General features: G+C 58.7%; 21 protein-coding genes and 2 pseudogenes. 17 read left to right on the plus strand and 6 right to left on the minus strand.

Translation table 11 applies throughout. The annotated features are described in order from the left end of the window. The first annotated feature begins 43 nt into the window (after nucleotides 1-43). Entirely contained in the window at nucleotides 44-511 is a 468-nt protein-coding gene (locus tag AC4IHP_RS16460; protein WP_490832192.1) for a metallophosphoesterase family protein, read from the plus strand. A 142-nt stretch (nucleotides 512-653) separates the two neighbouring features. Here the strand turns inward: AC4IHP_RS16460 and AC4IHP_RS16465 are convergent, their stop codons facing one another. Continuing rightward, on the minus strand, nucleotides 654-1298 hold the full coding sequence (locus tag AC4IHP_RS16465) for a dTMP kinase (RefSeq protein ID WP_490832193.1): 645 nt from the start codon (nucleotides 1296-1298) through the stop codon (nucleotides 654-656). A gap of 104 nt (nucleotides 1299-1402) precedes the next feature. Between AC4IHP_RS16465 and AC4IHP_RS16470 the strand changes: the two genes are divergently transcribed. The 9 genes from AC4IHP_RS16470 (at nucleotide 1403) to AC4IHP_RS16510 (ending at nucleotide 8111) form a co-directional block, all read left to right on the plus strand. Further along, nucleotides 1403-2464 (plus strand): SDR family oxidoreductase, encoded by a 1062-nt coding sequence (locus AC4IHP_RS16470; RefSeq protein ID WP_490832194.1) that lies wholly within the window; start codon nucleotides 1403-1405, stop codon nucleotides 2462-2464. A 377-nt stretch (nucleotides 2465-2841) separates the two neighbouring features. After that, on the plus strand, nucleotides 2842-3357 hold the full coding sequence (locus AC4IHP_RS16475) for an HvfX family Cu-binding RiPP maturation protein (RefSeq protein WP_490832195.1): 516 nt from the start codon (nucleotides 2842-2844) through the stop codon (nucleotides 3355-3357). A 57-nt stretch (nucleotides 3358-3414) separates the two neighbouring features. Continuing rightward, a complete protein-coding gene (locus AC4IHP_RS16480; protein ID WP_016774739.1) occupies nucleotides 3415-3834 on the plus strand; it encodes an organic hydroperoxide resistance protein in 420 nt (139 codons plus the stop codon). A gap of 111 nt (nucleotides 3835-3945) precedes the next feature. Further along, complete coding sequence (locus AC4IHP_RS16485; RefSeq protein ID WP_490832196.1) at nucleotides 3946-4830, plus strand: HvfB family MNIO-type RiPP peptide maturase; 885 nt, start codon at nucleotides 3946-3948, stop codon at nucleotides 4828-4830. Continuing rightward, nucleotides 4823-5614 (plus strand): HvfC family RiPP maturation protein, encoded by a 792-nt coding sequence (locus AC4IHP_RS16490; protein WP_490832197.1) that lies wholly within the window; start codon nucleotides 4823-4825, stop codon nucleotides 5612-5614. Before AC4IHP_RS16485 ends, AC4IHP_RS16490 begins: the two co-directional genes overlap by 8 nt. 252 nt (nucleotides 5615-5866) lie before the next feature. Beyond that, entirely contained in the window at nucleotides 5867-6334 is a 468-nt protein-coding gene (locus AC4IHP_RS16495; RefSeq protein WP_336463989.1) for an HvfA family oxazolone/thioamide-modified RiPP metallophore, read from the plus strand. Between the two features lie 204 nt (nucleotides 6335-6538). Continuing rightward, nucleotides 6539-6754: a tautomerase family protein gene (locus AC4IHP_RS16500; protein ID WP_016774741.1), complete on the plus strand. Its 216-nt coding sequence runs from the start codon at nucleotides 6539-6541 to the stop codon at nucleotides 6752-6754. Next, nucleotides 6751-7407, plus strand: a complete 657-nt coding sequence (locus AC4IHP_RS16505; protein WP_490832198.1) for a DsbA family oxidoreductase — start codon at nucleotides 6751-6753, stop codon at nucleotides 7405-7407. Before AC4IHP_RS16500 ends, AC4IHP_RS16505 begins: the two co-directional genes overlap by 4 nt. Nucleotides 7408-7481: 74 nt before the next feature. Continuing rightward, entirely contained in the window at nucleotides 7482-8111 is a 630-nt protein-coding gene (locus AC4IHP_RS16510) for a cysteine hydrolase family protein (protein ID WP_460119228.1), read from the plus strand. 183 nt (nucleotides 8112-8294) lie between these two features. Here the strand turns inward: AC4IHP_RS16510 and AC4IHP_RS16515 are convergent, their stop codons facing one another. Further along, nucleotides 8295-9116 carry an outer membrane protein OmpK gene (locus AC4IHP_RS16515; RefSeq protein WP_460119226.1) on the minus strand — a complete coding sequence of 274 codons (822 nt, stop codon included), beginning with the start codon at nucleotides 9114-9116 and terminating at the stop codon, nucleotides 8295-8297. Nucleotides 9117-9782: 666 nt separating this feature from the next. Between AC4IHP_RS16515 and AC4IHP_RS16520 the strand changes: the two genes are divergently transcribed. The 5 genes from AC4IHP_RS16520 (at nucleotide 9783) to AC4IHP_RS16540 (ending at nucleotide 15102) form a co-directional block, all read left to right on the plus strand. Continuing rightward, nucleotides 9783-10805 carry an ABC transporter substrate-binding protein gene (locus tag AC4IHP_RS16520; RefSeq protein ID WP_490832199.1) on the plus strand — a complete coding sequence of 341 codons (1023 nt, stop codon included), beginning with the start codon at nucleotides 9783-9785 and terminating at the stop codon, nucleotides 10803-10805. Nucleotides 10806-10880: 75 nt separating this feature from the next. Further along, a complete protein-coding gene (locus AC4IHP_RS16525) occupies nucleotides 10881-11906 on the plus strand; it encodes an aromatic ring-hydroxylating dioxygenase subunit alpha (protein ID WP_490832200.1) in 1026 nt (341 codons plus the stop codon). Between the two features lie 60 nt (nucleotides 11907-11966). After that, the gene (locus AC4IHP_RS16530; protein WP_122881105.1) at nucleotides 11967-12809 is read left to right on the plus strand and encodes an ABC transporter ATP-binding protein; all 843 of its coding nucleotides are present in this window, start codon (nucleotides 11967-11969) and stop codon (nucleotides 12807-12809) included. 19 nt (nucleotides 12810-12828) lie between these two features. Continuing rightward, on the plus strand, nucleotides 12829-13632 hold the full coding sequence (locus AC4IHP_RS16535) for an ABC transporter permease (RefSeq protein ID WP_490832201.1): 804 nt from the start codon (nucleotides 12829-12831) through the stop codon (nucleotides 13630-13632). Nucleotides 13633-13671: 39 nt separating this feature from the next. Next, the gene (locus AC4IHP_RS16540; RefSeq protein WP_490832202.1) at nucleotides 13672-15102 is read left to right on the plus strand and encodes an amidohydrolase family protein; all 1431 of its coding nucleotides are present in this window, start codon (nucleotides 13672-13674) and stop codon (nucleotides 15100-15102) included. Nucleotides 15103-15254: 152 nt separating this feature from the next. On the opposite strand, the gene AC4IHP_RS16545 is transcribed toward AC4IHP_RS16540, so the two are convergent. Then, the gene (locus AC4IHP_RS16545; protein WP_490832203.1) at nucleotides 15255-16136 is read right to left on the minus strand and encodes a LysR family transcriptional regulator; all 882 of its coding nucleotides are present in this window, start codon (nucleotides 16134-16136) and stop codon (nucleotides 15255-15257) included. A gap of 108 nt (nucleotides 16137-16244) precedes the next feature. On the opposite strand from AC4IHP_RS16545, the gene AC4IHP_RS16550 reads away from it, so the two are divergent. Further along, nucleotides 16245-17246 (plus strand): zinc-dependent alcohol dehydrogenase family protein, encoded by a 1002-nt coding sequence (locus tag AC4IHP_RS16550; RefSeq protein ID WP_490832204.1) that lies wholly within the window; start codon nucleotides 16245-16247, stop codon nucleotides 17244-17246. Nucleotides 17247-17291: 45 nt separating this feature from the next. Next, nucleotides 17292-17432: pseudogene (locus tag AC4IHP_RS16555) on the plus strand (cysteine hydrolase); the annotation flags it as partial. A gap of 46 nt (nucleotides 17433-17478) precedes the next feature. Here AC4IHP_RS16555 and AC4IHP_RS16560 read toward each other — a convergent pair. The 3 genes and pseudogenes from AC4IHP_RS16560 to AC4IHP_RS16570 all read right to left on the minus strand — a co-directional run bounded on the left by AC4IHP_RS16560 (nucleotide 17479) and on the right by AC4IHP_RS16570 (nucleotide 21040). Continuing rightward, a complete protein-coding gene (locus AC4IHP_RS16560; RefSeq protein WP_490832205.1) occupies nucleotides 17479-19479 on the minus strand; it encodes an amidohydrolase in 2001 nt (666 codons plus the stop codon). 195 nt (nucleotides 19480-19674) lie between these two features. Beyond that, nucleotides 19675-20292, minus strand: a pseudogene (locus AC4IHP_RS16565) (hydrolase); the annotation flags it as partial. 169 nt (nucleotides 20293-20461) lie between these two features. Continuing rightward, nucleotides 20462-21040: a nuclear transport factor 2 family protein gene (locus AC4IHP_RS16570; protein ID WP_016774755.1), complete on the minus strand. Its 579-nt coding sequence runs from the start codon at nucleotides 21038-21040 to the stop codon at nucleotides 20462-20464. Nucleotides 21041-21254 lie beyond the last annotated feature (214 nt).

A 21254-nucleotide genomic window follows, 5' to 3' on the forward strand; every position in this document is an offset into this window, starting at 1 on the left:
AAAACAGTCACTCCTACCCGAAACGTCCACGGAGAATTGGCCCATGAAAACCGCCGTGATATCCGATACTCACAATCTCCTCCGCTCCGAAGCCATCAGCGCGCTCCAAGGCTGTGACCTGATCATCCACGCCGGCGACATCGGCAACCCTGACATTCTCGCCCAATTGTCCGAAATCGCTCCCGTCCACGCCGTGCGCGGTAACAATGACCTCAGCAGCCCATGGGCCAAAGACCTCCCCGACTTTCTGACCTGCACTCTCAACGGCTGGCACACTCTCCTTATCCACGACATCGTCGACGTCCCCGCCGATCTAGATCCAGACATAAAGCTCATCATCACCGGCCATTCCCACAAACCGCGCATAGAATGGCGCGGCGATCGTCTATACGTGAACCCTGGTAGCGCCGGCCCTCGGCGTTTCAAATTGCCGGTCACGCTGGCAATTCTCGAGATACAACTCGACAGCATTGAGCCGCGCCTGATTTCCCTGCTGGATCCCCCCGCCTGAAATCGCTACGGTTACTGCGATCCAGAACCTGGAAGCGCCACCTCCTACCAGGCCCGACCTATCTCGCGGCGAACCGATCCTCAACGCCGCCGAGCGTGCTATCAAGTGACAGGACAGCGGGTTTAGATCCGATCCGCGCCGCTCAGCATAGCGGACTGACACTTCCGACATGGAGGCGTCTAATCACCCGATTAATCTCCCCTACCACCCGCCCCGTCGCCTCCTCGATCGTTCCCTCATTCCGACACAAAAACCAACCCTGATCGGCAGCGGCCACCTCAAACGCCTCAGTACAAGCGACATGCTCCTCAAGACCGCGAAGCACAGTACTGCTCAAGCCACGCCGTCGTGCCCCCGCCCTCGCCCACGAAATGTCCGCCGCTGTAACCACCCCGACATGCAGGTCTGGCACCTGAACGTTGCGGTCAATGTTCAACTGCAGGATTTCCGCAAACGGGACTATCCGGCGAAACGCGGCATCGGACGGGTACCAGCGATCGATGAGGATGATGCTGTCGGCGGGTTGTTTGGTCAGCACGTGCTGGGAAATCCAGCGGCGGCTGTCAGCCAGGCGTTGGCAAACCTCGAGTTCCAGATCCCGGTCAGGATGGCGGACGAGTCGGTTCACCAAGTGCATTGTCTCGCCCCTGAACGGATCGCTTTTTTTCTCGCACAGTCGGATGACTTTCTGGTTGTCTGCCCTCAGGACTTCAGTGATGGCCTCCAACAGCGAGGTTTTGCCGACGCCTTTGGGGCCATCCAGAGCGACAAACAGCGGACGAGTCATTTTTCTCACAGGCTTTAACGGGGAGTAGCGCGCACTCTAACGGATTTTCAGGTTGAACCTCTGCTGCTCAGCAGGACTCCCAAACTCAAATCCAGGAGAAACCTATGACCCAGACAGCTCTAGTCGTGGGCGCCAGCGGCATTGTCGGCAGCGCCATCACCCAGTTACTCATCGACAACCAGTGGCAAGTCGCCGCGCTGTCGAGGCATCCATCGCAAGCGCACGGCGTGATCCCTGTCGCGGCAGACCTTCAGGATCCTGCTTCTCTGGAAAAAGCGCTGAAGGATGTGAAACCCACGCATGTGTTCATTACCACATGGTCGCGGCAAGCCACTGAGGCCGAAAACATTCGCGTCAATGCAGCCATGGTGCGCAATGTGCTAGCCGCCATTCGTCCAGCCAAAAGCGTCAAGCACGTAGCACTGGTTACCGGCCTGAAACACTACCTCGGCCCGTTCGAAGCCTACGGTAAGGGCAGTCTGCCGCAGACGCCGTTTCGCGAAGAACAGGGTCGTCTCGATGTCGAGAATTTCTATTACGCCCAGGAAGACGAACTCTTCGCCGCAGCTGAACAGGACGGTTTCACATGGAGCGTGCATCGCCCGCATACCGTCACTGGGGTGGCCGTGGGCAACGCGATGAACATGGCAACCACCCTCGCCGTCTATGCCTCGATTTGCAAAAAAACCAATCGCCCGTTTGTGTTTCCCGGATCAAGGGTGCAATGGGACAGCCTCACCGACATGACCGATGCGCGGCAGTTGGCGAAACAGCAACTGTGGGCGGCTATTACGCCGGCTGCGGCTAACCAGGCATTCAATATCACCAATGGTGATGTATTCCGCTGGAAATGGATGTGGAGCCGAATTGCCGAATACTTCGACCTGCCTGCTGCTGACTATCCTGCGTCACCTTCGCCTCTAGAGAAGCAGATGGCGGACGATCAAGCCGTTTGGACGCAAATAGTCGCCGAACACGATTTGAAAGAATCCGATATCGGTCGCCTGATTTCCCCATGGCATACCGATGCCGACCTTGGCCGCCCAATCGAAGTGGTCACGGACATGTCGAAAAGCCGCCTGATGGGCTTCACTGCCTACCAAGCGAGCGATCAGGCATTTTTTGACGTGTTCGACAGGCTGCGGGAGATGCGCTTGATACCTTAGGCGTTTCCAGACAGATAAGGTGGGCACCTGGCGTGCCCCCCTCATTCAACAGTACTTTCCACGCCCTCGCCCCTCCCCTCATCTGCGACGTTCGTTTGCCCTGCGAAATCCTCCCGCCAGTCACCGGCAGAACGCAGCCGATCGTATATCCCAACTCCAAAATAGCGCCTTCAACAGGTATCGCTCTGTATCCAAGTGTGTACGGACGCAAACACGTTACACAACATTGATCTTCCCGCGCCCTCAGACACAAGCGAGATACACCAGCACGATGAACTGCGCTCACGGCCAGCGCAGTGCTCCTGTGCCTGACACCTGTCATTGGGAGCACCTGAACGGCTTCCACTTTCTTGACGACAAGTCGGAGGATTAAACCCATGCATACAAACGCGTCATCGGTCTTGAATCGGCTGCAACTTAATCTCGATCGCGCTGGGGACTGGATCGCCCCTTTGAGCCTGCGCGTTTTTCTGGCCTGGGAGTTTTTTGAAGCGGGATGGGAAAAGTGGAACGGTGAGAACTGGTTCCCGAGCATTCAAGGGGCCTTTCCTTTTCCGTTCAATCAGCTGCCGGCTACGTTCAATTGGCAGTTATCCATGTGGGCAGAACTGCTCTGTTCCATTGCTTTGCTTGTAGGCCTGGGCACACGGCTCTCGGCACTGATCCTCATCGTAGTCACCGTCGTGGCAACTGCCGCAGTTCACTGGCCAGCAGAGTGGTCGACGTTGAGCGAACTGGCTATGGGGTACTCCATCAGCAACAAAGGCTACGGCAATTTCAAGCTGCCGTTGATCTATCTCGTAGCACTTCTACCACTGGTATTCACAGGCGCCGGCAAGCTGAGCCTGGATGCATTCATCGGTCGGTATCTCAAGCATTTGAATGCACGCTGAGTGTTATCGCGTCACCAAGGTATCGCTCTCAATCCACTAGTAATCAGGAGTTTCATCATGACCCATATTGATAAAGTGCTGTACACCGGCAAAGTCCATACCTCTTCGGGTGGACGCAATGGCACCGCCCTCAGTGACGACGGCCGACTGGATATAAAGCTGTCGTCGCCTGGCACCTCTGGCGCCGGTACCAACCCAGAGCAGTTGTTCGCCGCAGGTTGGTCGGCTTGTTTTATCGGTGCAATGGGGCTTGCGGCGAGCAAGCTGAAAGTCACTCTCCCGGTTGACCTTGCCGTCGACGCCGAAGTGGATTTAGGCACAACCGATGGCGCGTATTTCCTCCAGGCTCGCCTCAACGTCTCCCTTCCCGGGCTGGATCGCAACGTCGCTCAAGAGCTGATCGATACCGCGCACCAGACATGCCCGTACTCCAAAGCGACGCGGAACAACATCAACGTGGTGATCAATCTGGTTTGAGCAGAACCGTAGCGGGTTTCAATCGCCCGATTCACACCCTCGGCTGCCAAAGGTGACCGTGTAGCTGTTGTGGATCGGGGATTTCAGACGTCGAATCGGAGTATTGAGATCATGCAAACGAACATTTCATCATCAGTGCATTCAGATCCACAGCCCCCGCTTGAAGCGACCGTCGGGCTCGGATTGCGCCGTGCGCTGCTCAACACGCTTCGTGACGCTCCCGTTGGGGATTTCGATTTTCTTGAGGTTGCTCCAGAGAATTGGATCGGCATCGGTGGCGCTTATGGTGAGGCCCTGCAGTTGCTCGCTGAACGCTATCCGCTGTCATGCCATGGTCTGTCACTCTCGCTGGGTGGCAGTGCACCGCTGGACGAACCTTTTCTTGAGCAAGTCCGAGGGTTTCTCGATCGCTTCAACGTGCCGTTCTATAGCGAACACCTGAGTTACTGCAGTGACGATGGCCATTTATATGACCTGTTGCCGCTGCCATTCACTGAGGAGGCCGTTCATCACGTTGCTGCGCGCATCCGCCGTGCACAGGACATTCTCGGTCGTCGTCTTGCTGTAGAGAACGTTTCTTACTACGCCGCTGCTCATCAGGACATGGACGAACTGACGTTCACCAATGCAGTGCTCCGCGAGGCCGATTGCGACCTGTTGCTCGATGTTAACAATGTGTACGTCAACTCAGTGAACCATCGATTTGATCCGGCGATTTTCCTGGCCGGCCTGGAACCAGAACGCGTAGTCGCCATGCATGTGGCTGGGCATTACGACGAAGCCGAGGACCTGATCATCGACACCCATGGTGCGTCGGTCAAACCGGTAGTCTGGTCATTGCTGGGCCAGGCTTATGGCCTCTTTGGCGTGAAGCCAACCCTGCTGGAACGCGATTTCAATTTTCCGCCTTACGACGAACTGGTGGCGGAGCTGAATACCATCAGGCAATTGCAGCGCGACGCGGCTGCTTTGGTGCGGGTGACTGTCGATGGCTGACTCCCCTTCAAGTTTGCACAGTCAGCAACTCGCGCTGACCCGTTACCTGCGTGACCCGGACGCTTATGCGCCGCCTGCGCAGATGAATCCTGCAAGAGCGCAGGTCTATCTCAACTTGGTGTTCAACAATCTGTTGGGGTTGCTGGGTGGGACGTTTCCGGTGCTGGTTGCCGTGCTGGGTGATGCCGGTTGGCGTGCGCTGGTACGACGTTTTTTGCGTGACTACCGCGCGCAAACGCCACGCTTCGGAGAAATTGCTCGTGAGTTTGTAGACTTCGTAGCGAGCCTGGAAGACTCGCCCGGTCTCGAACACCCCTGGTACCCGTTCTTGCCTGAATTGGCCCATTACGAGTGGGTGGAGATGGCGCTGCAACAGTTGGACGCTGCGCCGTTAAAAGTCAGTGATGCAGAACAGCTACTCGATCGTCCCCTCAGGTTTTCCCCGCTCGTCTGGCCGCTGGCTTACACCTGGGCCGTACATCGTCTCGGGCCAGGTCATCTGCCTTCTGAACCGCCAGAACAACCAACGTTGCTGCTGATCAGCCGTGTGCCGAGCGGCCAGGTGCAATTCTCCCAGGTCAGCCCTCTCGCGTTCCGTTTGTTGCAGCGGATCGAGCAGTTCCCTGACATGAATGGACGAGCACAGTTGCACGCTTTGGCTGCGGAGGCTGGTGCTTCAGACGTGACCGGCTTCGTCGCTGACGCACTGGTGCTGCTGCGCCAGCTGCATGCGCAAGCTGCCATCGGCGTAGCCGCGACACCCGTTTTAAAGCTGTTGTCCTGACTGACGAGCGAAGGCTGAAGTCGGTTTTTGTATCTCTATGTACCCAAACGCGAAGTCTTGGGATTGGCTTACAAATGCTCCGCTCGCCGATACATCGCCGATACATGACTCCCGCTAAATAGGCCTACCCGAACAAGGACGCTCTGTCGAAGTGGACGACGCTTGCGCCCTTCGCCTCGAGCTTCCTTGAGGGTCTATCCGCCCTGTGGCATGAACCGCGGCCTGGCCGCGCAAAGCATCTGGAGAAGCACTATGTACCGTAAACCAATGTCGAACAAAACCAGTCTTGGCCTGGCCGCTATTGCTTTAGCCGGTGGCATGAGCCTGGCATCGTCTGCGGCTTTTGCTGTTGAGCCTTTGTCTCAAGGCTACCAACTGGCATCGGCCGATAAAACCGGCGAAGGCAAGTGTGGCGAGGGCAAATGCGGGGCCAGCGAAGCCAGCGACAAGTCCGCTACTGCCGAAGGCAAGTGCGGTGAAGGCAAGTGTGGCGACGACTCTTTCGCTCGCACAGACACCGACCATGATGGCCTCGTCTCTCTTAAAGAACTGCTGGCTGTAGCGCCTCAGGGCGGTGAAGAATTCAAAGCGATGGACACCAACCACGATGGTTTCCTTTCGGAAGGTGAGGTCTACAAGTTCAGAACCAACCAGTACATTTCCAACGGCAAGAAAGTACCCACCGAGCTATTTACCCGCATGAGCAAAGCGCAGAACTGATTCCTCCCGCCGTAGCATTCGCCCTCCCCGCGTCTGCAGCCAGGGAGGGCGATTTACCTTCTGCAAAGCCCCCAGTTGTATTGATTACACCACGTCATAAGTGAAGTTCTCCGCCCCTGATTTATCCCCTGAACGCAACACTCTAAAGTCCATCCCACTGCTCCCCTCATCATGTCGATGGGGCGCCTACTGGAGACTTATCCCATGCCTTTCATCAGCGTTCGTATCACTCGCGACGGCGTTACCAAAGAACAGAAATCTCAAGTCATCGCCGAGATAACCAAAACCATGCAAACCGTCCTCAACAAGGACCCGCACCTCACCCATATCGTTATTGAAGAGGTCGACACCGACAACTGGGGCTATGCCGGAATCACCACCACTGAGTATCGCCAACAACTGACGGAGTCGAAGAAATGACTTTTCCCGTCAGTATCGACTTTGTGTCGGATGTCGTGTGCCCCTGGTGCGCACTCGGCGCCACAGCGCTGGAACAAGCCATCGCGAATGTTGCCGGCGAAGTTGCTGTGGAGTTGACCTTCAAGCCTTTCGAACTGAACCCGGACATGCCGGCCGAGGGCGAGCCCGCCATCAAGCACATGATGCGCAAATACGGGCGCAGCGCCGAAGAAGTCGCCTCGCGCAATGAAATGATCGTCGCGCGTGGCAAGGCCATCGGTTTTCACTTCGACCTGGAAAAGCGCAGCCATTTCTACAACACTTTCGACGCCCATCGCCTTCTGCTCTGGGCCGTGCGGGAGGGCCGCCAGGTCGCGCTGAAAAAAATCCTGATCGAGGCTTATTTCACCAATGGCGAGAACCCCAGCGACCACGAAACACTGGTGCGCTTGGCCGGTGAAGCGGGACTTTCAACCACCCGCGCCCGAGAGATTTTGGCCAGCGAGGCGTTCGCTCTCGAGGTCCGTGAACTTGAGAGTTTTTACCTTGAGCGCGGGATTAATTCGGTCCCGGCCATGGTGCTGAACGGTCGTCAGTTGGTGTCCGGATCGCTATCCGTCAAGGAATACGAACAAATCCTCAGGCAAGTGGCACGAGAGTCCGCCCCGGCCTGACAAAGCGATTTACCAGCACGATGCCTGGGCAAGCCCACGGCATCGGTCACTCAACTTTTGCGGAGTACATCGTCATGTCGAACGCCCCTTATCCGCTGAACCGCACCGCTTATCTGCTGGTCGATCCGTACAACGATTTTCTCTCGGACAACGGCAAGGTCTTCCCCTTGATCAAGCCGATTGCCGAACAGGTCGGGCTGCTCGACAACCTGCGAGCCCTCGATGGCGCCGTACGAGCGCAGAACATTCCGGTGGTCATCGTGCCGCACCACCGCTGGGAACACGGCGACTATGAAGGCTGGGACCATCCAACACCGACCCAGTGCAAAATCATGCACATGCACCACTTCGCACGCGGTGAATGGGGCGGCGAATGGCATCCCGATTTCGCGCCGAAGGACGGCGACATTGTCGTGCAGGAACATTGGGGCGCCAGCGGCTTTGCCAATACCGACCTTGATTTTCGCCTGAAGCAGAAAGGCATCACCCACGTCATCATCGTCGGCCTGCTCGCCAACACCTGCATCGAAGCGACCGCCCGCTACGCCTCGGAATTGGGCTACCACGTCACGCTGGTGCGCGATGCGACCGCCGCTTTCCGCGCGGAAATGATGCACGCCGCCCACGAGTTGAACGGGCCGACTTTCGCTCACTCAATCGTCACCACCCAGGAACTGATTGAGGCGTTGGCAGCGCAGGAGTAATGGCGATCAACCTCAGCGATTTCGCCAGTTTGCCGAGGTGGTGCGTCAAGGCCGCTTTCTGCAATTGGCGATCAGCCCAGCGCAACCTGAGCGTCAGCCGCGCCCGGGCAGGTTCGAGCAGCTCCTGCTGAAACCGGGGCACCACGGGCCCCGCTTCCACGTGCAACAGCTCTCTCTTTCCTGTCAAAAATGCACCTTGAGCAAGAGACTCAACGCGTTCTGGTCGGTAGGGAATCCGCTCGTGTCTTCAATCCCGTATTTATTCGACCAGTAATCCCATTCAAGTCCCGCATAAAAACGTTTTTGCTGTTGCCCCAGCGCCTTGCCCACGTCGTATTTGACTTGTGGGTTGAAGTGAAAGCTCCTGGCCACATAGTTGGAGGTGCCTTTGTTGCCGACGTCGTTGACGTACCACTCCAGATAGCCGTCGAAAAGAATGTCGGAGCGACCCACCGGGAGGGTCATGGACCAGGTCGGGTTGATCTGCCATTGACCTGAGGCCTTACCGGTGATGCCGTCGGGTTTGCGGTAGTAGGTATTCAGGGAAAAGCGATCGAAGCCTGGAAGCACGAGGTCGACAGCGGGGCCCAGCAGGTATTTGCGATTGCGGTTTTCACCGCGCTCGTAGGTGGCGGCGATGAGGACGTCCTTGACGATGCCATAGCTCAGGGAGCGGTCACTGATTTTGCCCAGCGACAGCCGTGGGGAGAATTCACCGTAGTAGGAATGGCCGTCGGCACCCGAGAGTCCACTGGACCATTTGTTGTCGACGAACATGAAGATATCGCCCCACGTCCAGCCGCTGGCGTGTTCGAAGCTCAGCGTTTGCTGAGTATCGTCGCCAGTGCCGTCGACTTTGAAATGCTGGCCGTAGAGGTAGCTCAAGCTGTTGTCGTTCCACAACAGAGGGCCAGCTTCGGCGCCGGCGCTGGCCAGAGCTAACAGCGGCGCCAGGCTGCGACGCAGCAGTGAAGGTGCAAGTAATGGAGTACGCGATGCGTTCATGGGCTGCCCTTGTCAGGTGATTGGCGGATATCACCGGCAAGGCATGCCCGAGCTGCGGATCAAGCAGCTGCTCTGGCCCTCAAATTCACGAGGGGCGCCCCTTGCCGGGTGCGCGGCGTAATGCCGCCAGAGCAATGCCCTGCACCTTGGGTCCTGTTGAGAGCCCTCTGTGCTGACCGCTTCTACTCGATTCCGGACTAAGCAGGGGTTGTGCCAACTGAGCGAATACAATCTTTAACCCTCATTCAGCACAATCCCTACGTAAAACTGAATACTTTGCAGCCATCGGTTGCGCACCAGATTGAGGCGCGCCCACTTGAATTCGCACCGTTGCGAATCGCCTGCCCACCTCCTGCTGATTGCCTCGCCCGCCGGATCCCATGAAGGCGGGCCTGCTACGGCTTGGCACACTTTTGGCTATTACCACTTTCGAGTAGAAGCGGTCAGTGCCAGCAATGGCACCGGGCATTGCTCTTGCGCCCTTCCCTGTGGGCGTACGTCCGATTGGATGCTTGAACGCGGCGCCAGCGCCCCGGGCAAGAGAGAAGTGTCAGCCGTGTAACTACGCATACGCGCCCTCTCTCCTCCCTTGTTCTCTCCAATCGGTCCCGCGCTGGCGTGCCGATTGGCGCGCGGCGGTTTTCGAATCGTTGTGGAGAACACATCATGAAAATTCGCTTTGCCTTGGGTCAACCGCTTCGCTCGCTACTGGCCATGGCGCTTGTGCCCGCCGCCCTGATCGCCTCTCCACTGGCTTTGGCCAATGACAAGGTGGTGCTGCTCACTTCCTGGTATGCCCAAGCTGAACAGGGCGGTTTCTACCAGGCCCTGGCGGATGGACTGTATGAAAAAGAAGGCCTGGACGTGACCATCCGCATGGGTGGGCCCCAGGTCAATGGCATGCAGTTACTGCTCAACAAGCAGGCCGATTTCATCGTCAACTACGACTTGCAGATTCTCAAAAGTGTGGAGCAAGGCCTGCCGGTGGTGGCCGTGGCCGCGCCCTTTCAGGGTGATCCTCAGGGTCTGCTGACGCATGCCGATGTGAGCGGCCTGGATGCGTTGCAGAACAAACAGGTGCTGGTGTCCACCTCGGGCCAGCAAACGTGGTGGCCGTGGCTCAAGGAAAAATATCAGCTCAAGGACAGCCAGGCCCGCCCCTACACCTTCAACCTGCAACCCTTCCTCGCGAACGCCAACACCACGCAGCAGGCCTATGCCAGCTCCGAGTTGTTCCAGGCGTTGAAGGCCGGGGAGAAAGCCAACTTCTTCCTGTTTGCCGACGCCGGTTACCCGCCCTACGGCTCGACCCTGGCCACTCGCCAGGACGTGATCGATCAGCATCCGGAGCGAGTCCAGCGCTTTGTTCGCGCCTCGATGGAGGGCTGGAAGCGCTACCTCGACAACCCGAGCGCCAACCACCTGATCAAGGCCGACAACCCGAACATGAGCGATGAATTGCTCGCCTGGGGCTTGTCGACGCTCAAGCAATATCGCCTGGTCACCGGTGGTGATGCCGCCACCCAAGGCATCGGCGTGATGAGCGATGCGCGCTGGCAGGCCACCCGAAACTTCATGGTCGACGCCGGCCTGCTCGGTGCCGATGCGCCTTGGCAGAAGGCCTACACCACGCGCTTCGTCGAGGACTTGAAGGTACTGCCTGGCGCCGACCAGTCCGCCAGCCGCTGAGCCTGATTGCAAGACTGCTGAACCCAGAGCCCGAGCCCAAGAGCCGGCTGAACGATTACCGTGAGGACACTTGTTATGTTGGTCACCAAACAACCTGTATTGCGCCGCTTCTGGTATGCCCTGCTGCCCATGACCGCGCTGGATGCCGGCCCGCAGTCCTTCACTTTACTGGGTGAGGCGCTGGTGCTGTGGAAGCGCCCCGACGGCACCCCGGTGGCCATGCGCGACCGTTGCTGCCACCGCACCGCCAAGCTCTCGAAAGGTTTTGTCAGCGAGGACGGCAACATCGCCTGCGGCTATCACGGCTGGGAATACGACTGCACCGGCACCTGCGTGAAGATCCCGCAAAACCCCGCTGGCATGATTCCGCCGGGCGCCTCGGTCCAGGCCTTTCACTGCCAGGAAAAATACGGCTACGCCTGGGTCGCCCTCGACGATCCTCTGCAACCAATCCCTGAGTTTCCCGAGGATGGCGCCCCGGGCTACCGGCGCATCTTCCAGTTTTATGAAGAGTGGAAAACCAGCCCGCTGCGGGTCATGGAAAACTCCTTTGACAACTCGCATTTTTCCTTCGTCCACAAAGCCAATTTCGGCCTTTTCGACCAGCCCGCGCCGGCCGGCTACGAGTTTCGCGAAACCGACTACGGCTTCGAGGCGGAGACTCGGGTGCCGATCCGCAATCCTGAGGAGAGCTATCGCATCACCGGCACCCGCGAGCCGATCACCCAGCGCCACCTGATCAACCGCTATTACCTGCCCTTCTCCCGGCGCTTTGGCTGCATGTACCCGGACAGCGGCATCCACCACATCATCTACAACTGCGCGACGCCCATGGAAGACGGGCGCCTGATGCTGGTCCAGTGGTTGTATCGCAATGACAGCGAAGAGCAATGCTCGACCCAGGAACTTATCGATTGGGACGCAGCGATCACCGCCGAAGACCGCGACATCCTCGAAGCCACCGATTACGACGCCTGTGTCGACACCCGCCGGCGAGTGGAACTGCACATGCCGTCGGACAAGCCTGGCCTGGTGATTCGCCGGCAACTGCTGGGCCTGCTCGAAGCCCATGGTGAAAGTGAAGTTTTCCTCAGCCGTTGAAGTCAGCGCCCCGGTGTGCCGGGGCTTTACCGCACGCTCATGACCCAAGGGGAGAGCGCTATGTTGATGCAAACCATAACTGGGGCCAACGCCCTGCCACAGGCATTGCCACGGGGCGACAGCGTCGGCGTGCAAACACCGCTGTTCGCCAATCAGGTGGAAAAAACCTACAGCAACGGCACCCAGGCCTTGAGCCGGGTGAAGCTGGCCATTCAGCGCGGCGAGTTCGTTTCATTGCTCGGCCCTTCGGGCTGCGGCAAGAGCACCCTGTTGAAAATGTTCGCCGGCCTCGAAAAACCCTCCGCCGGCCACGTGCGCTGGTGGGGCAAAGACAGCCCGGCGAGCCCGACCCAAGGGCAAAGCCTGGCGATGGTGTTCCAGGAGGCGACCCTGATGCCTTGGGCGAAGGTCAGCGACAACGTGCGCCTGCCGCTGGACCTGGCCAATGTGCCCAAAACCCAGAGCCAGCCAAAAGTCGACGCAGCCCTTGCTCTTGTCGGCTTGGACCGCTTCAGCCAGGTGTACCCGCGGGAACTGTCCGGCGGCATGCAAATGCGCGCGTCCATCGCCCGGGCCTTGGCCACCGAGCCCAATCTGCTGCTGATGGACGAGCCCTTCGGCGCCCTGGATGAGTTCACCCGCAACAAGCTCGACAGCGACCTGCGTCAGCTGTGGGCTAGCCGCGACCTGACCGTGGTGTTCGTCACCCACAGCATTTTCGAGGCCGTCTACCTGTCATCGCGGGTGGTGGTGATGGGGGCGCGCCCGGGCCGAGTAATCGCCGACATCGAAATCGACGGCCCGTTGGAACGAGACGAGGCCTACCGCACCTCCCCGGCCTTTATCGCGCAGTGCGCACGTCTGTCCCGGCTCCTGGCCGAGGCCAATGGCGATCCTTGCTGACTTCACTGAGAGCCCGATCATGAACCCGACCTTTACTCCCTGGTTACGTCACCCCACGGTGTTGCGCATCGTCTCGCCGCTGCTGCTCGGCGCGGTATTGCTGGGTCTGTGGCAATTGGCATGTGTGGCCTGGAAGGTCCCGGTGTATCTGGTGCCCTCCCCGGTCGATATCGGCCGCACCCTGATCAGCGATGGCCCGATGCTGTTCGGTGCATTGTGGATGACCTTGAAGATCACTTTTTTCTCGTTTGCCCTGGCGGTGCTTATCGGCACCTTGGCGGCCTTTGTGTTTGTGCAGAGCCGCGTGCTGGAAGCCAGCCTGTTTCCCTACGCCATCCTGTTGCAGGTGACGCCGGTGGTGGCCGTGGCGCCGCTGATCATCATCTGGTGCAGCAACACCACGCTGGCATTGATTATTTGCGCGACTCTGGTGGCGATTTTCCCGATCATCGCCAACACCGTACTCGGCTTGCGCAGCGTCAACCCCGGCCTGCTCAATCTGTTCCGTCTGAACCGCGCCAGCCGCTGGCAGGTGCTGTTGCGCCTGCGCATTCCCAGCGCCCTGCCGTGTTTTTTTGCCGGGCTACGCATTGCCAGCGGGCTGGCGTTGATCGGCGCGGTGGTGGCGGAGTTCGTCGCCGGCACCGGGGGCACCGGTGCAGGGCTGGCGTATCAGATTCTCCAGGCCGGCTTTCAACTGAATATTCCAAGGCTGTTCGCTGCCCTGCTGCTGATCGCGTTGACCGGTGTCGCGTTATTCAGCCTGATGGCCGTGCTGGCCCGGTTGAGCCTGCGCAACTGGCACGAAAGCGAACTCGGCTGACCCTTGAATCCGCCGCAGGTGCGGCGTATGGAGCCTCACATGAAGATTCAAAATAGCTGGCTGGTACGTAACGCCAGCGCCATCCTCACCGGTTTGTCCGGCGCGGCGGCGCGCCACGCCGGGCCTGATATCCGTATCGTCGACGGCCACATCAGCGCCATCGGCGCCCTGCAACCCCAGCCCGGCGAGCGAGTGCTGGATGCCACCGATTGCGTGGTCTACCCGGCGTGGGTCAATACCCACCATCACCTGTTTCAGTCGCTGCTCAAAGGCATTCCCGCAGGTATCGACCAGAGCCTGGGAGCCTGGCTGGGTGCCGTGCCCTATCGCTATCGCGGCGCGTTTGACGAGCAAAGCTTTCGCCTCGCCGCGCGCATTGGCCTGGTCGAATTGGCACGATCCGGCTGCGCCACCGTCGCAGACCATCATTACCTGTACTTGCCGGGCATGGACTTTGACAGTGCCGAGGTGCTGTTCGAGGAAGCCGAACGGCTGGGGCTGCGGTTTGTCCTCTGCCGTGGCGGCGCCACTCAAGCACGGCAAGCCGAAGGCAAGTCCGTGGCTGGGCCGGAGACCCTGGAACAATACCTGGACGACGTCGAGCGTCTGGTACGGCGCTACCACGACCCGGCCGCCGATGCCTGGCGGCGGGTGGTGATGGCGCCCACCAGCCCGCCCTACTCCATGCCTGCCGAACACCTGCGCGAAACCGCCCGGGTCGCCCGGCGACTGGGCATTCGCCTGCACAGTCATCTGAGCGAAACCGTCGAATATCAAAATGAGGTGCAGCAACGCCACGGCATGTCTCCAGTGGCGTTCTGTGCCGAACACGAGTGGCTGGGGCCGGACGTGTGGTTCGCGCATTTGGTGAAACTCGACGCCGAGGAAATCCGCATGCTGGGGGCCAGCGGTACGGGCATTGCCCATTGCCCGCAAAGCAATGGCCGCCTGGGCAGTGGCATTGCCGATGTGGTGGCCATGGAGGCTGCGGGAATGCCAGTGTCGATTGGCGTGGATGGCGCCGCCTCCAACGAGGCCTGCGACATGATCAGCGAAACCCACGCCGCGTGGCTGATGCAACGGGCCAGACTTGGCGAACGGACCCGCCCGCGTTATGCCGGCGGTGACGAGGAAGGCGGTGCCAGCGCGGCCACGGTGGAAGACGTGGTGCGCTGGGGTACGTCTGGCGGGGCTCGGGTGCTGGGGCTGGACGCCGTGGGCAGCGTGCAAGTGGGCATGGCGGCCGACCTGGCGATCTACCGCCTGGACCAGCCGCGATACTTCGGCCTGCATGACCCGGCGATCGGGCCGGTGGTGGGCGGAGGACGCCCGACGTTGCGCGCCTTGCTGGTCGGTGGGCGGTTGACCGTACACGACGACCAGTTGCCTGACGTCGACCTGGCCGAACTCGGCGCCCAGGCCCGGGACGCGGTGCGACGGTTGCAGCAGGCCGCAGGCGTACGCTCATGAGCTGATCTCCCCGGCACGTGCTGCCGTGCCAATACTCGGCCGCATCAAATGTCTGGTAGATGGAAAAATACGGCAGTAATCGACTTGGGACTGTCATCAGCCAGTTTTAGGGGCCCGGAAGAAAGCAGCGGACGGCGTGTCACAAGGCGCTGCTACAACAATTGCTCGCGTAGAAAATTGATGAACGCCATCGTCCGCGCTGAACGTCGGCGCTCGCGGCTGAGTACCGCGCTGACAGGCAGCGCGCTGGTCTGATAGTTGTCGAGTACGGTACTTACCCTGCCCTGCTCGACGTCAGCTGTGAACAGCCATTGCGGTGAGAGGGAAATACCCAGGCCGGAGAGCACCATTTCGCGGATGGCCTCGCTGCTGTTGCTGGTGACGTTACCCTGGATAACTACATCGAACGCCTGGCCAAGGTGCGTAAAGTGCCAACGGTCGTAATGCTCCAGCAACGTGAAGCCGATGCAGTTGTGATCGGACAGTTCGCTGGGCTCACGTGGCACGCCGTGCAGAGCCAGGTAACCGGGCGCGGCATAGACACGCCGTGGGCTATTGCCCAGTGGCAGTGCCACCAATCCCTCGCTCTTCACCGCGCCAATGCGAATAGCCAGATCGATGTTTTCCTTGAGCAGGTCTTCATTGTGGTCACTCAGCCGCAGGTCAATCCGCACGTCAGGATGGCGTTGCAGGAAAGTCCCTATGAGCGGTGCGATGCATAACCTTCCATAACTGACTGGGGCGGCGACTCGTAAAGGGCCGGCGATCTGCTCCTGGCCACTGGTGAAGCTTCGCGTGGCAGTTTCGACGTGGCCGAGAATTTCCTGGCAGTGGTCGTAGAAGCGTTGACCTTGGTCGGTCAGGGCCAAATGCCGAGTGCTGCGTGCGAACAGTGGCCCACCCAGATACTGCTCCAGCGCGCGCACTTGCTTACTCACTGCCGGCTGCCCCATGTTCAGTTCACGGGCGACCGCCGAGAAAGACCCGCGCTCCACGACGCGAACAAAGACATGCATGCTGTCGAACAGATCCATCGACGATTGGTTCTCTTTGGGGAATAAGTCATATGCAAATTGGGTTTCTTATCGGAATGATTAAAGCGCGGCAATCTGTAAGCGTCCATCCCAACACAGGTTCCCGTCATGAAACATTCCATGCTTGCCGCCATCGCCGAGTCCGCTCAATCCCCGCTGGTCATCCGTTACATCGACCGCCCTGTTCCCGGTAAGGGGCAAGTACTGGTCAAGGTTCACGCCGCAGGGGTCAATCCGCTCGATACCAAAATTGCCGCCGGCGCAGGCGCTCACGCCCGCCAAACGCTGCCGGCGGTGCTCGGCCTTGATCTTGCCGGTACGGTGGTCGAAGTGGGCGAAGCGGTCGAGGGGTTCACCCAGGGCCAGGAAGTCTTCGGCATGCCCGGCGGGATCGGCGGAGCCCAAGGCACCATCGCCGAGTACATTGCCGTGGATGCCCGCCTTATCGCGGTCAAGCCACACACCTTCAGCATGCGTGAGGCGGCTGCATTGCCTCTGGTATTCATCACCGCGTGGGAAGGTCTGGTCGATCACGCCAATGTCCGCTCCGGTCAGCGTGTCCTGATTCATGGGGGCGCGGGTGGGGTCGGCCAAGTGGCTGTGCAACTGGCCAAGGCACGCGGTGCCGATGTGTACGCCACCGGTTCGGCGGGCAGTCTGGACTTCATACGCTCGCTGGGGGCTACAGCGATCGACTATCAGGCACAGAGCGTTGAGGATTATGTCGAGCACTACACCGCCGGCGAAGGGTTCGACATTGCCTATGACACCGTCGGCGGCAGCACGCTGGATGCATCATTCAAAGCCGTGAAAGCCTATACCGGGCACGTGCTGAGCTGCCTGGGTTGGGGCCAGCACAGCCTGGCACCGTTGTCGTTCAAAAGTGCCACCTACTCGGGCGTCTTCACCCTGGCGCCACTGCTCACCGGCAAAGGACGCGAACACCACGGCGCCATCCTGCGCGAGGCCGCTGCGTTGGCCAATGCGGGTCAACTGACAATCCGCGTGGATCAACAGCACTTTGCGCCGCAAGACGTCAACGAGGCATTTCGCCAAGTCGCCGAAGGCCGCGGCAAGGGCAAGACGGTCATCGAGTTTGTGGGTGCATAGTTCCTTGTGATCTCTTTAGAGCGCACTCGGCCAAAAGCGTGCGCAATGGTCCGCAACGTCCTCGCCGCCATTCTCCCAGCCAAAAGCGTCAAACACGTAGCACCCCACGAGTTGAACGGGCCGACCTTCGCTCATTCAATCGTGACCACCCAAGAATTGATTGACGCGCTGGCAGTGCAGGAGTAATGGCCGATGACCCTCATAGGATAGCTGATCGATCACCGGCCCATTTCTACACGGCCCAACAGGAGCAGCCCAAGGCACCAAAAAAACTTCGGGGGTCCGATACTGGAGCATTGGATCCCCATGCACCGGCATGATCGTGACCGTGCAGGCCGCAAAAGCTTGCGCAGCCGCACGAGGCCGCGACTTGGGCGCGCAGCGGAGCCAGCGAGTTTCTGCCTGCTCCGTCTGGGTCTCCCCAGGCGCCATAACCTTTAAAGGTACGCGTCGGCGACCAGTCAGGCATGGCGGGCGGTAGCGGGTTGTCGTCAAACCTGGCGAATTGGCCGGCCCCGTAAACCACGCGCCCGCCAACCACGGTCATATCGGCGGTAAGAAATGAAATCTCCTCTTCAGGCACAGAGAAGTAGTCCTTACTTGGCACAATCAGGTCAGCAAAGTGACCGGTCTGGATGCGACCACGTTTGCCCTCTTCGTTAGAAAACCAGGCGACATTCTCTGTCCACATCCGCAACGCCGCTTCGCGATCAAGCAGGTTTCGTTGAGGGTACAGATTCAGACCGCCCACCGTTTTACCGGTTACCATCCAGGATAGCGAAACCCAGGGGTTGTAGGAGGCAACCCGGGTGGCATCGGTGCCTGCAGACACTTTCACCCCTTTTTCCAGTATGCGCGCTACGGGCGGGGTCGCTTGCGCCGCACGGGCGCCGTAGCGCTCGACGAAGTACTCCCCCTGATAAGCCATACGATGTTGTACAGCGATGCCACCGCCGAGCGCGGCGATACGGTCGATCGATTTGTCCGAGATGGTTTCGGCATGATCAAAGAACCAATTGATGCCAGCGAGGGGGATGTCCTCGTTGACCTTCTCAAATACATCCAGCGCTCGGGTAATGGTTTCGTCGTAGGTGGCATGCAACCGCCACGGCCATCGGTTCTCTGCGAGGATGCGCACAACTTCCTCCAGTTCTCCCTCCATCTCGGGCTGCAGGTCCGGTCGCGGCTGGCGAAAATCTTCGAAGTCGGCAGCGGAAAACACCAACATTTCGCCCGCGCCGTTGTGACGGAAGTAGTCGTTTCCTTGCTTGTACTTAACGCTGGAGGTCCACTTGAGGAAATCCTCCTTCTCTTCCTTGGGTTTCTGAGTGAACAGGTTGTAAGCCAACCTGACCGTCATTTGCCCATCGTTGTCCAACTTCTGGATCACTGCGTAATCGTCGGGATAGTTTTGGAAACCGCCGCCCGCATCAATAAGCCCTGTCACACCCAAGCGATTGAGCTCGCGCATGAAATGGCGAGTGGAGTTGACCTGATAGTCGAAGGGCAACTTCGGTCCCTTGGCCAACGTGGCGTAAAGGATCGTCGCGTTGGGCGTGGCCAACAGCAGGCCCGTAGGCGCACCATTGGCATCGCGGTAAATTTTCCCGCCTGGTGGCTCGGGGGTATCTCGGGTGTAGCCGACCGCGCGCAAGGCCGCACCATTGAGCAAGGTCCGGTCATAGAGATGCAGAAGAAATACAGGTGTATCGGGCGCGATCGCATTGATCTCGGCTATGGTTGGCAAACGCTTTTCAACGAACTGGTGTTCAGTGAAGCCACCTACCACGCGCACCCACTGCGGTGCTGGTGTGTTAGCCACTTGGCGCTTGAGCATGTCCATGGCGTCAGCCAGTGAACGCACACCGTCCCAGCGCAATTCCAGATTGTAGTTAAGGCCGCCGCGGACCATGTGGGTATGGTTATCGACTAAGCCAGGGAGCACACAACGGCGCTTGAGGTCGACAACTTTTGTGGCTGAGCCAGCCAGCGCCATGACTTCCTGGTCTGACCCTACAGCCAGAAACTTGCCGTCTTTGATTGCAACGGCGTGGGCGACTGGGTTGGCGCGATCCAGTGTAGTGATCTCGCCATTGTGGAAAATGATGTCCGGAATGGAATCGGTCATATCGGGCCCTTCCCTACTTAGAGTTTCGGAAAAAGCGCTGCGTCCAAAGACACCCCCTAACGCTAAGGTGGAGGCGGCCTGGAGAAGTTTTCGGCGCGATGTCATAGGTAGAGGCCTCACAGATATAAAGCCCGTTTCCAGGGCCTTCAGGGAATAGCGAACCTTGAGAACCGGTTACTCACGTCTGACTGGACTTTTTAAACTGCATACATCCTCATGCTCCACCTCGTGTTTTGGACAATAACGCCGATGGGTGGAGCTATCGCGTCAGCGCTGCGCGACAGCTCTTGCATAACGGATTTATTTAGCAGGGTTTGGACCGATGTGCTCGCCATGTTGCACCCGCTCAGGCGCCTTATGCACCATGGTGTAGGCATAATCCACACCCATCCCGTAGGCGCCGGAATGTTCCTGCACGATCCCCATCACGGCTTCATAGGTCTCCTTGCGCGCCCAATCCCGCTGCCATTCGAGCAGCACCTGTTGCCAGGTAACCGGTACGATACCGGCCTGAATCATGCGGTCCATGGCGTAGTTGTGCGCGTCGATCGAGGTGCCACCCGAGGCGTCGGCAACCATATAGATTTCATAGTCTGTATCGCGCAGGCAGGACAGTGCGAAGGTCGTGTTGCAGACCTCGGTCCACAGGCCGGATACGACGATCTTCTTACGGCCGGCAATGGCGGACTCTGCCAGGGCATCACGAACGTTTTGGTCATCCCAGGAGTTCATTGAAGTACGTTCGAGGATTTTGTTCTGCGGATATACCGCTAGCAACTCGGGGTATGTATTACCAGAGAAACCCTCGGTTTCCACAGTCGTGATGGTGGTAGGTATGCCGAACGCTTTGGCAGCCTTGGCCAACCCCACGACATTATTTTTCAGCACCTGCCGATCTATCGACTGCACACCAAAGGAACGCGACCCGTCCTGGTAGGGCTAAAAGCCACTTTCCGGACGAGTTCAGGGGTGCCGAAAAGCCCCTTGAATTTACGAATGCAGCATTGTTCAGCCGCGTTCGCGGGGTTCAGTTAAATGCCCGAAAAACGCTTGCCAAGCTGCTTTTGCAAGTGCACATCATCTGCGGCTAATTCGCTCCCACCTTGAAGGGAAGTGCATCTTTGGATGTCTTCACGGTCCATGAACCGGACTGCCGGAACGAACTGGCAGACGCGTAGGTATCTTCCATGAACTGGAAATAGGTCATCTTTCCATCCTGAACTTTCGCATGGATGGAAAACGGTGATGTGAACAGATGTCCGACCGCCACGGAGCGGTAGGTGAACTTACCGAAAATCGCGACATCTTCGCCGGAAGCGATTTTGGTAGTAATCGTAAAGTCTTCGATTTTCCAGTAGTTTGAGACCTGCAAAAACAAAGAGCTAAAGGCTTTGGGACCTTTGTTTGTGCCGGTCCACGGCATGATTTTTCTGAGTTCTGGATTGTCAAAGTTTAGAGAAACATAGGTGGCGTCTGGAGCTGCCAACCTCATTGCCGCGGCTTCGACTTTATCGGGTGCGGTATTGGCCAGGAATTCCACGACAACCGCTAGTGAAGCAGCAGATTGCGCTTCAGTAGCTGACTGCGCCGACGCTGGAGTGATTGTTACTAACCATGAGGCGAGCGCCATTGCTGCAGTGATCAATTTGATGCTTCGAGTATTCATGAACTCTCCATTTATGAGTACGATTTTGCGATTCGCGGTCATCCAACCCATGTTGCAAATTGCTACGCGTCGAAAAGCGACAATTGGTACTGGAGCAAGGGCTATGCCAATTTTATAAAACTTATATAAATCGATATTTATCAATGACATATAACTTAATGTGATGTCGCGAGTATCGGGCTCGGAGTTTATCGAAGGGCTTGTTTGATCATTT

This window comes from Pseudomonas sp. UF-293 (assembly GCF_058245595.1).

Coding starts and splice junctions, on each gene's coding strand:
- AC4IHP_RS16505 (WP_490832198.1), top strand. CDS start 6,751: ATGACTTTTCCCGTCAGTATCGACTTTGTGTCGGATGTCGTGTGCCCC.
- AC4IHP_RS16560 (WP_490832205.1), bottom strand. CDS start 19,479: ATGACATCGCGCCGAAAACTTCTCCAGGCCGCCTCCACCTTAGCGTTA.
- AC4IHP_RS16545 (WP_490832203.1), bottom strand. CDS start 16,136: ATGGATCTGTTCGACAGCATGCATGTCTTTGTTCGCGTCGTGGAGCGC.
- AC4IHP_RS16475 (WP_490832195.1), top strand. CDS start 2,842: ATGCATACAAACGCGTCATCGGTCTTGAATCGGCTGCAACTTAATCTC.
- AC4IHP_RS16480 (WP_016774739.1), top strand. CDS start 3,415: ATGACCCATATTGATAAAGTGCTGTACACCGGCAAAGTCCATACCTCT.
- AC4IHP_RS16465 (WP_490832193.1), bottom strand. CDS start 1,298: ATGACTCGTCCGCTGTTTGTCGCTCTGGATGGCCCCAAAGGCGTCGGC.
- AC4IHP_RS16535 (WP_490832201.1), top strand. CDS start 12,829: ATGAACCCGACCTTTACTCCCTGGTTACGTCACCCCACGGTGTTGCGC.
- AC4IHP_RS16500 (WP_016774741.1), top strand. CDS start 6,539: ATGCCTTTCATCAGCGTTCGTATCACTCGCGACGGCGTTACCAAAGAA.
- AC4IHP_RS16525 (WP_490832200.1), top strand. CDS start 10,881: ATGTTGGTCACCAAACAACCTGTATTGCGCCGCTTCTGGTATGCCCTG.
- AC4IHP_RS16570 (WP_016774755.1), bottom strand. CDS start 21,040: ATGAATACTCGAAGCATCAAATTGATCACTGCAGCAATGGCGCTCGCC.
- AC4IHP_RS16460 (WP_490832192.1), top strand. CDS start 44: ATGAAAACCGCCGTGATATCCGATACTCACAATCTCCTCCGCTCCGAA.
- AC4IHP_RS16530 (WP_122881105.1), top strand. CDS start 11,967: ATGTTGATGCAAACCATAACTGGGGCCAACGCCCTGCCACAGGCATTG.
- AC4IHP_RS16540 (WP_490832202.1), top strand. CDS start 13,672: ATGAAGATTCAAAATAGCTGGCTGGTACGTAACGCCAGCGCCATCCTC.
- AC4IHP_RS16470 (WP_490832194.1), top strand. CDS start 1,403: ATGACCCAGACAGCTCTAGTCGTGGGCGCCAGCGGCATTGTCGGCAGC.
- AC4IHP_RS16550 (WP_490832204.1), top strand. CDS start 16,245: ATGAAACATTCCATGCTTGCCGCCATCGCCGAGTCCGCTCAATCCCCG.
- AC4IHP_RS16490 (WP_490832197.1), top strand. CDS start 4,823: ATGGCTGACTCCCCTTCAAGTTTGCACAGTCAGCAACTCGCGCTGACC.
- AC4IHP_RS16495 (WP_336463989.1), top strand. CDS start 5,867: ATGTACCGTAAACCAATGTCGAACAAAACCAGTCTTGGCCTGGCCGCT.
- AC4IHP_RS16520 (WP_490832199.1), top strand. CDS start 9,783: ATGAAAATTCGCTTTGCCTTGGGTCAACCGCTTCGCTCGCTACTGGCC.
- AC4IHP_RS16515 (WP_460119226.1), bottom strand. CDS start 9,116: ATGAACGCATCGCGTACTCCATTACTTGCACCTTCACTGCTGCGTCGC.
- AC4IHP_RS16510 (WP_460119228.1), top strand. CDS start 7,482: ATGTCGAACGCCCCTTATCCGCTGAACCGCACCGCTTATCTGCTGGTC.
- AC4IHP_RS16485 (WP_490832196.1), top strand. CDS start 3,946: ATGCAAACGAACATTTCATCATCAGTGCATTCAGATCCACAGCCCCCG.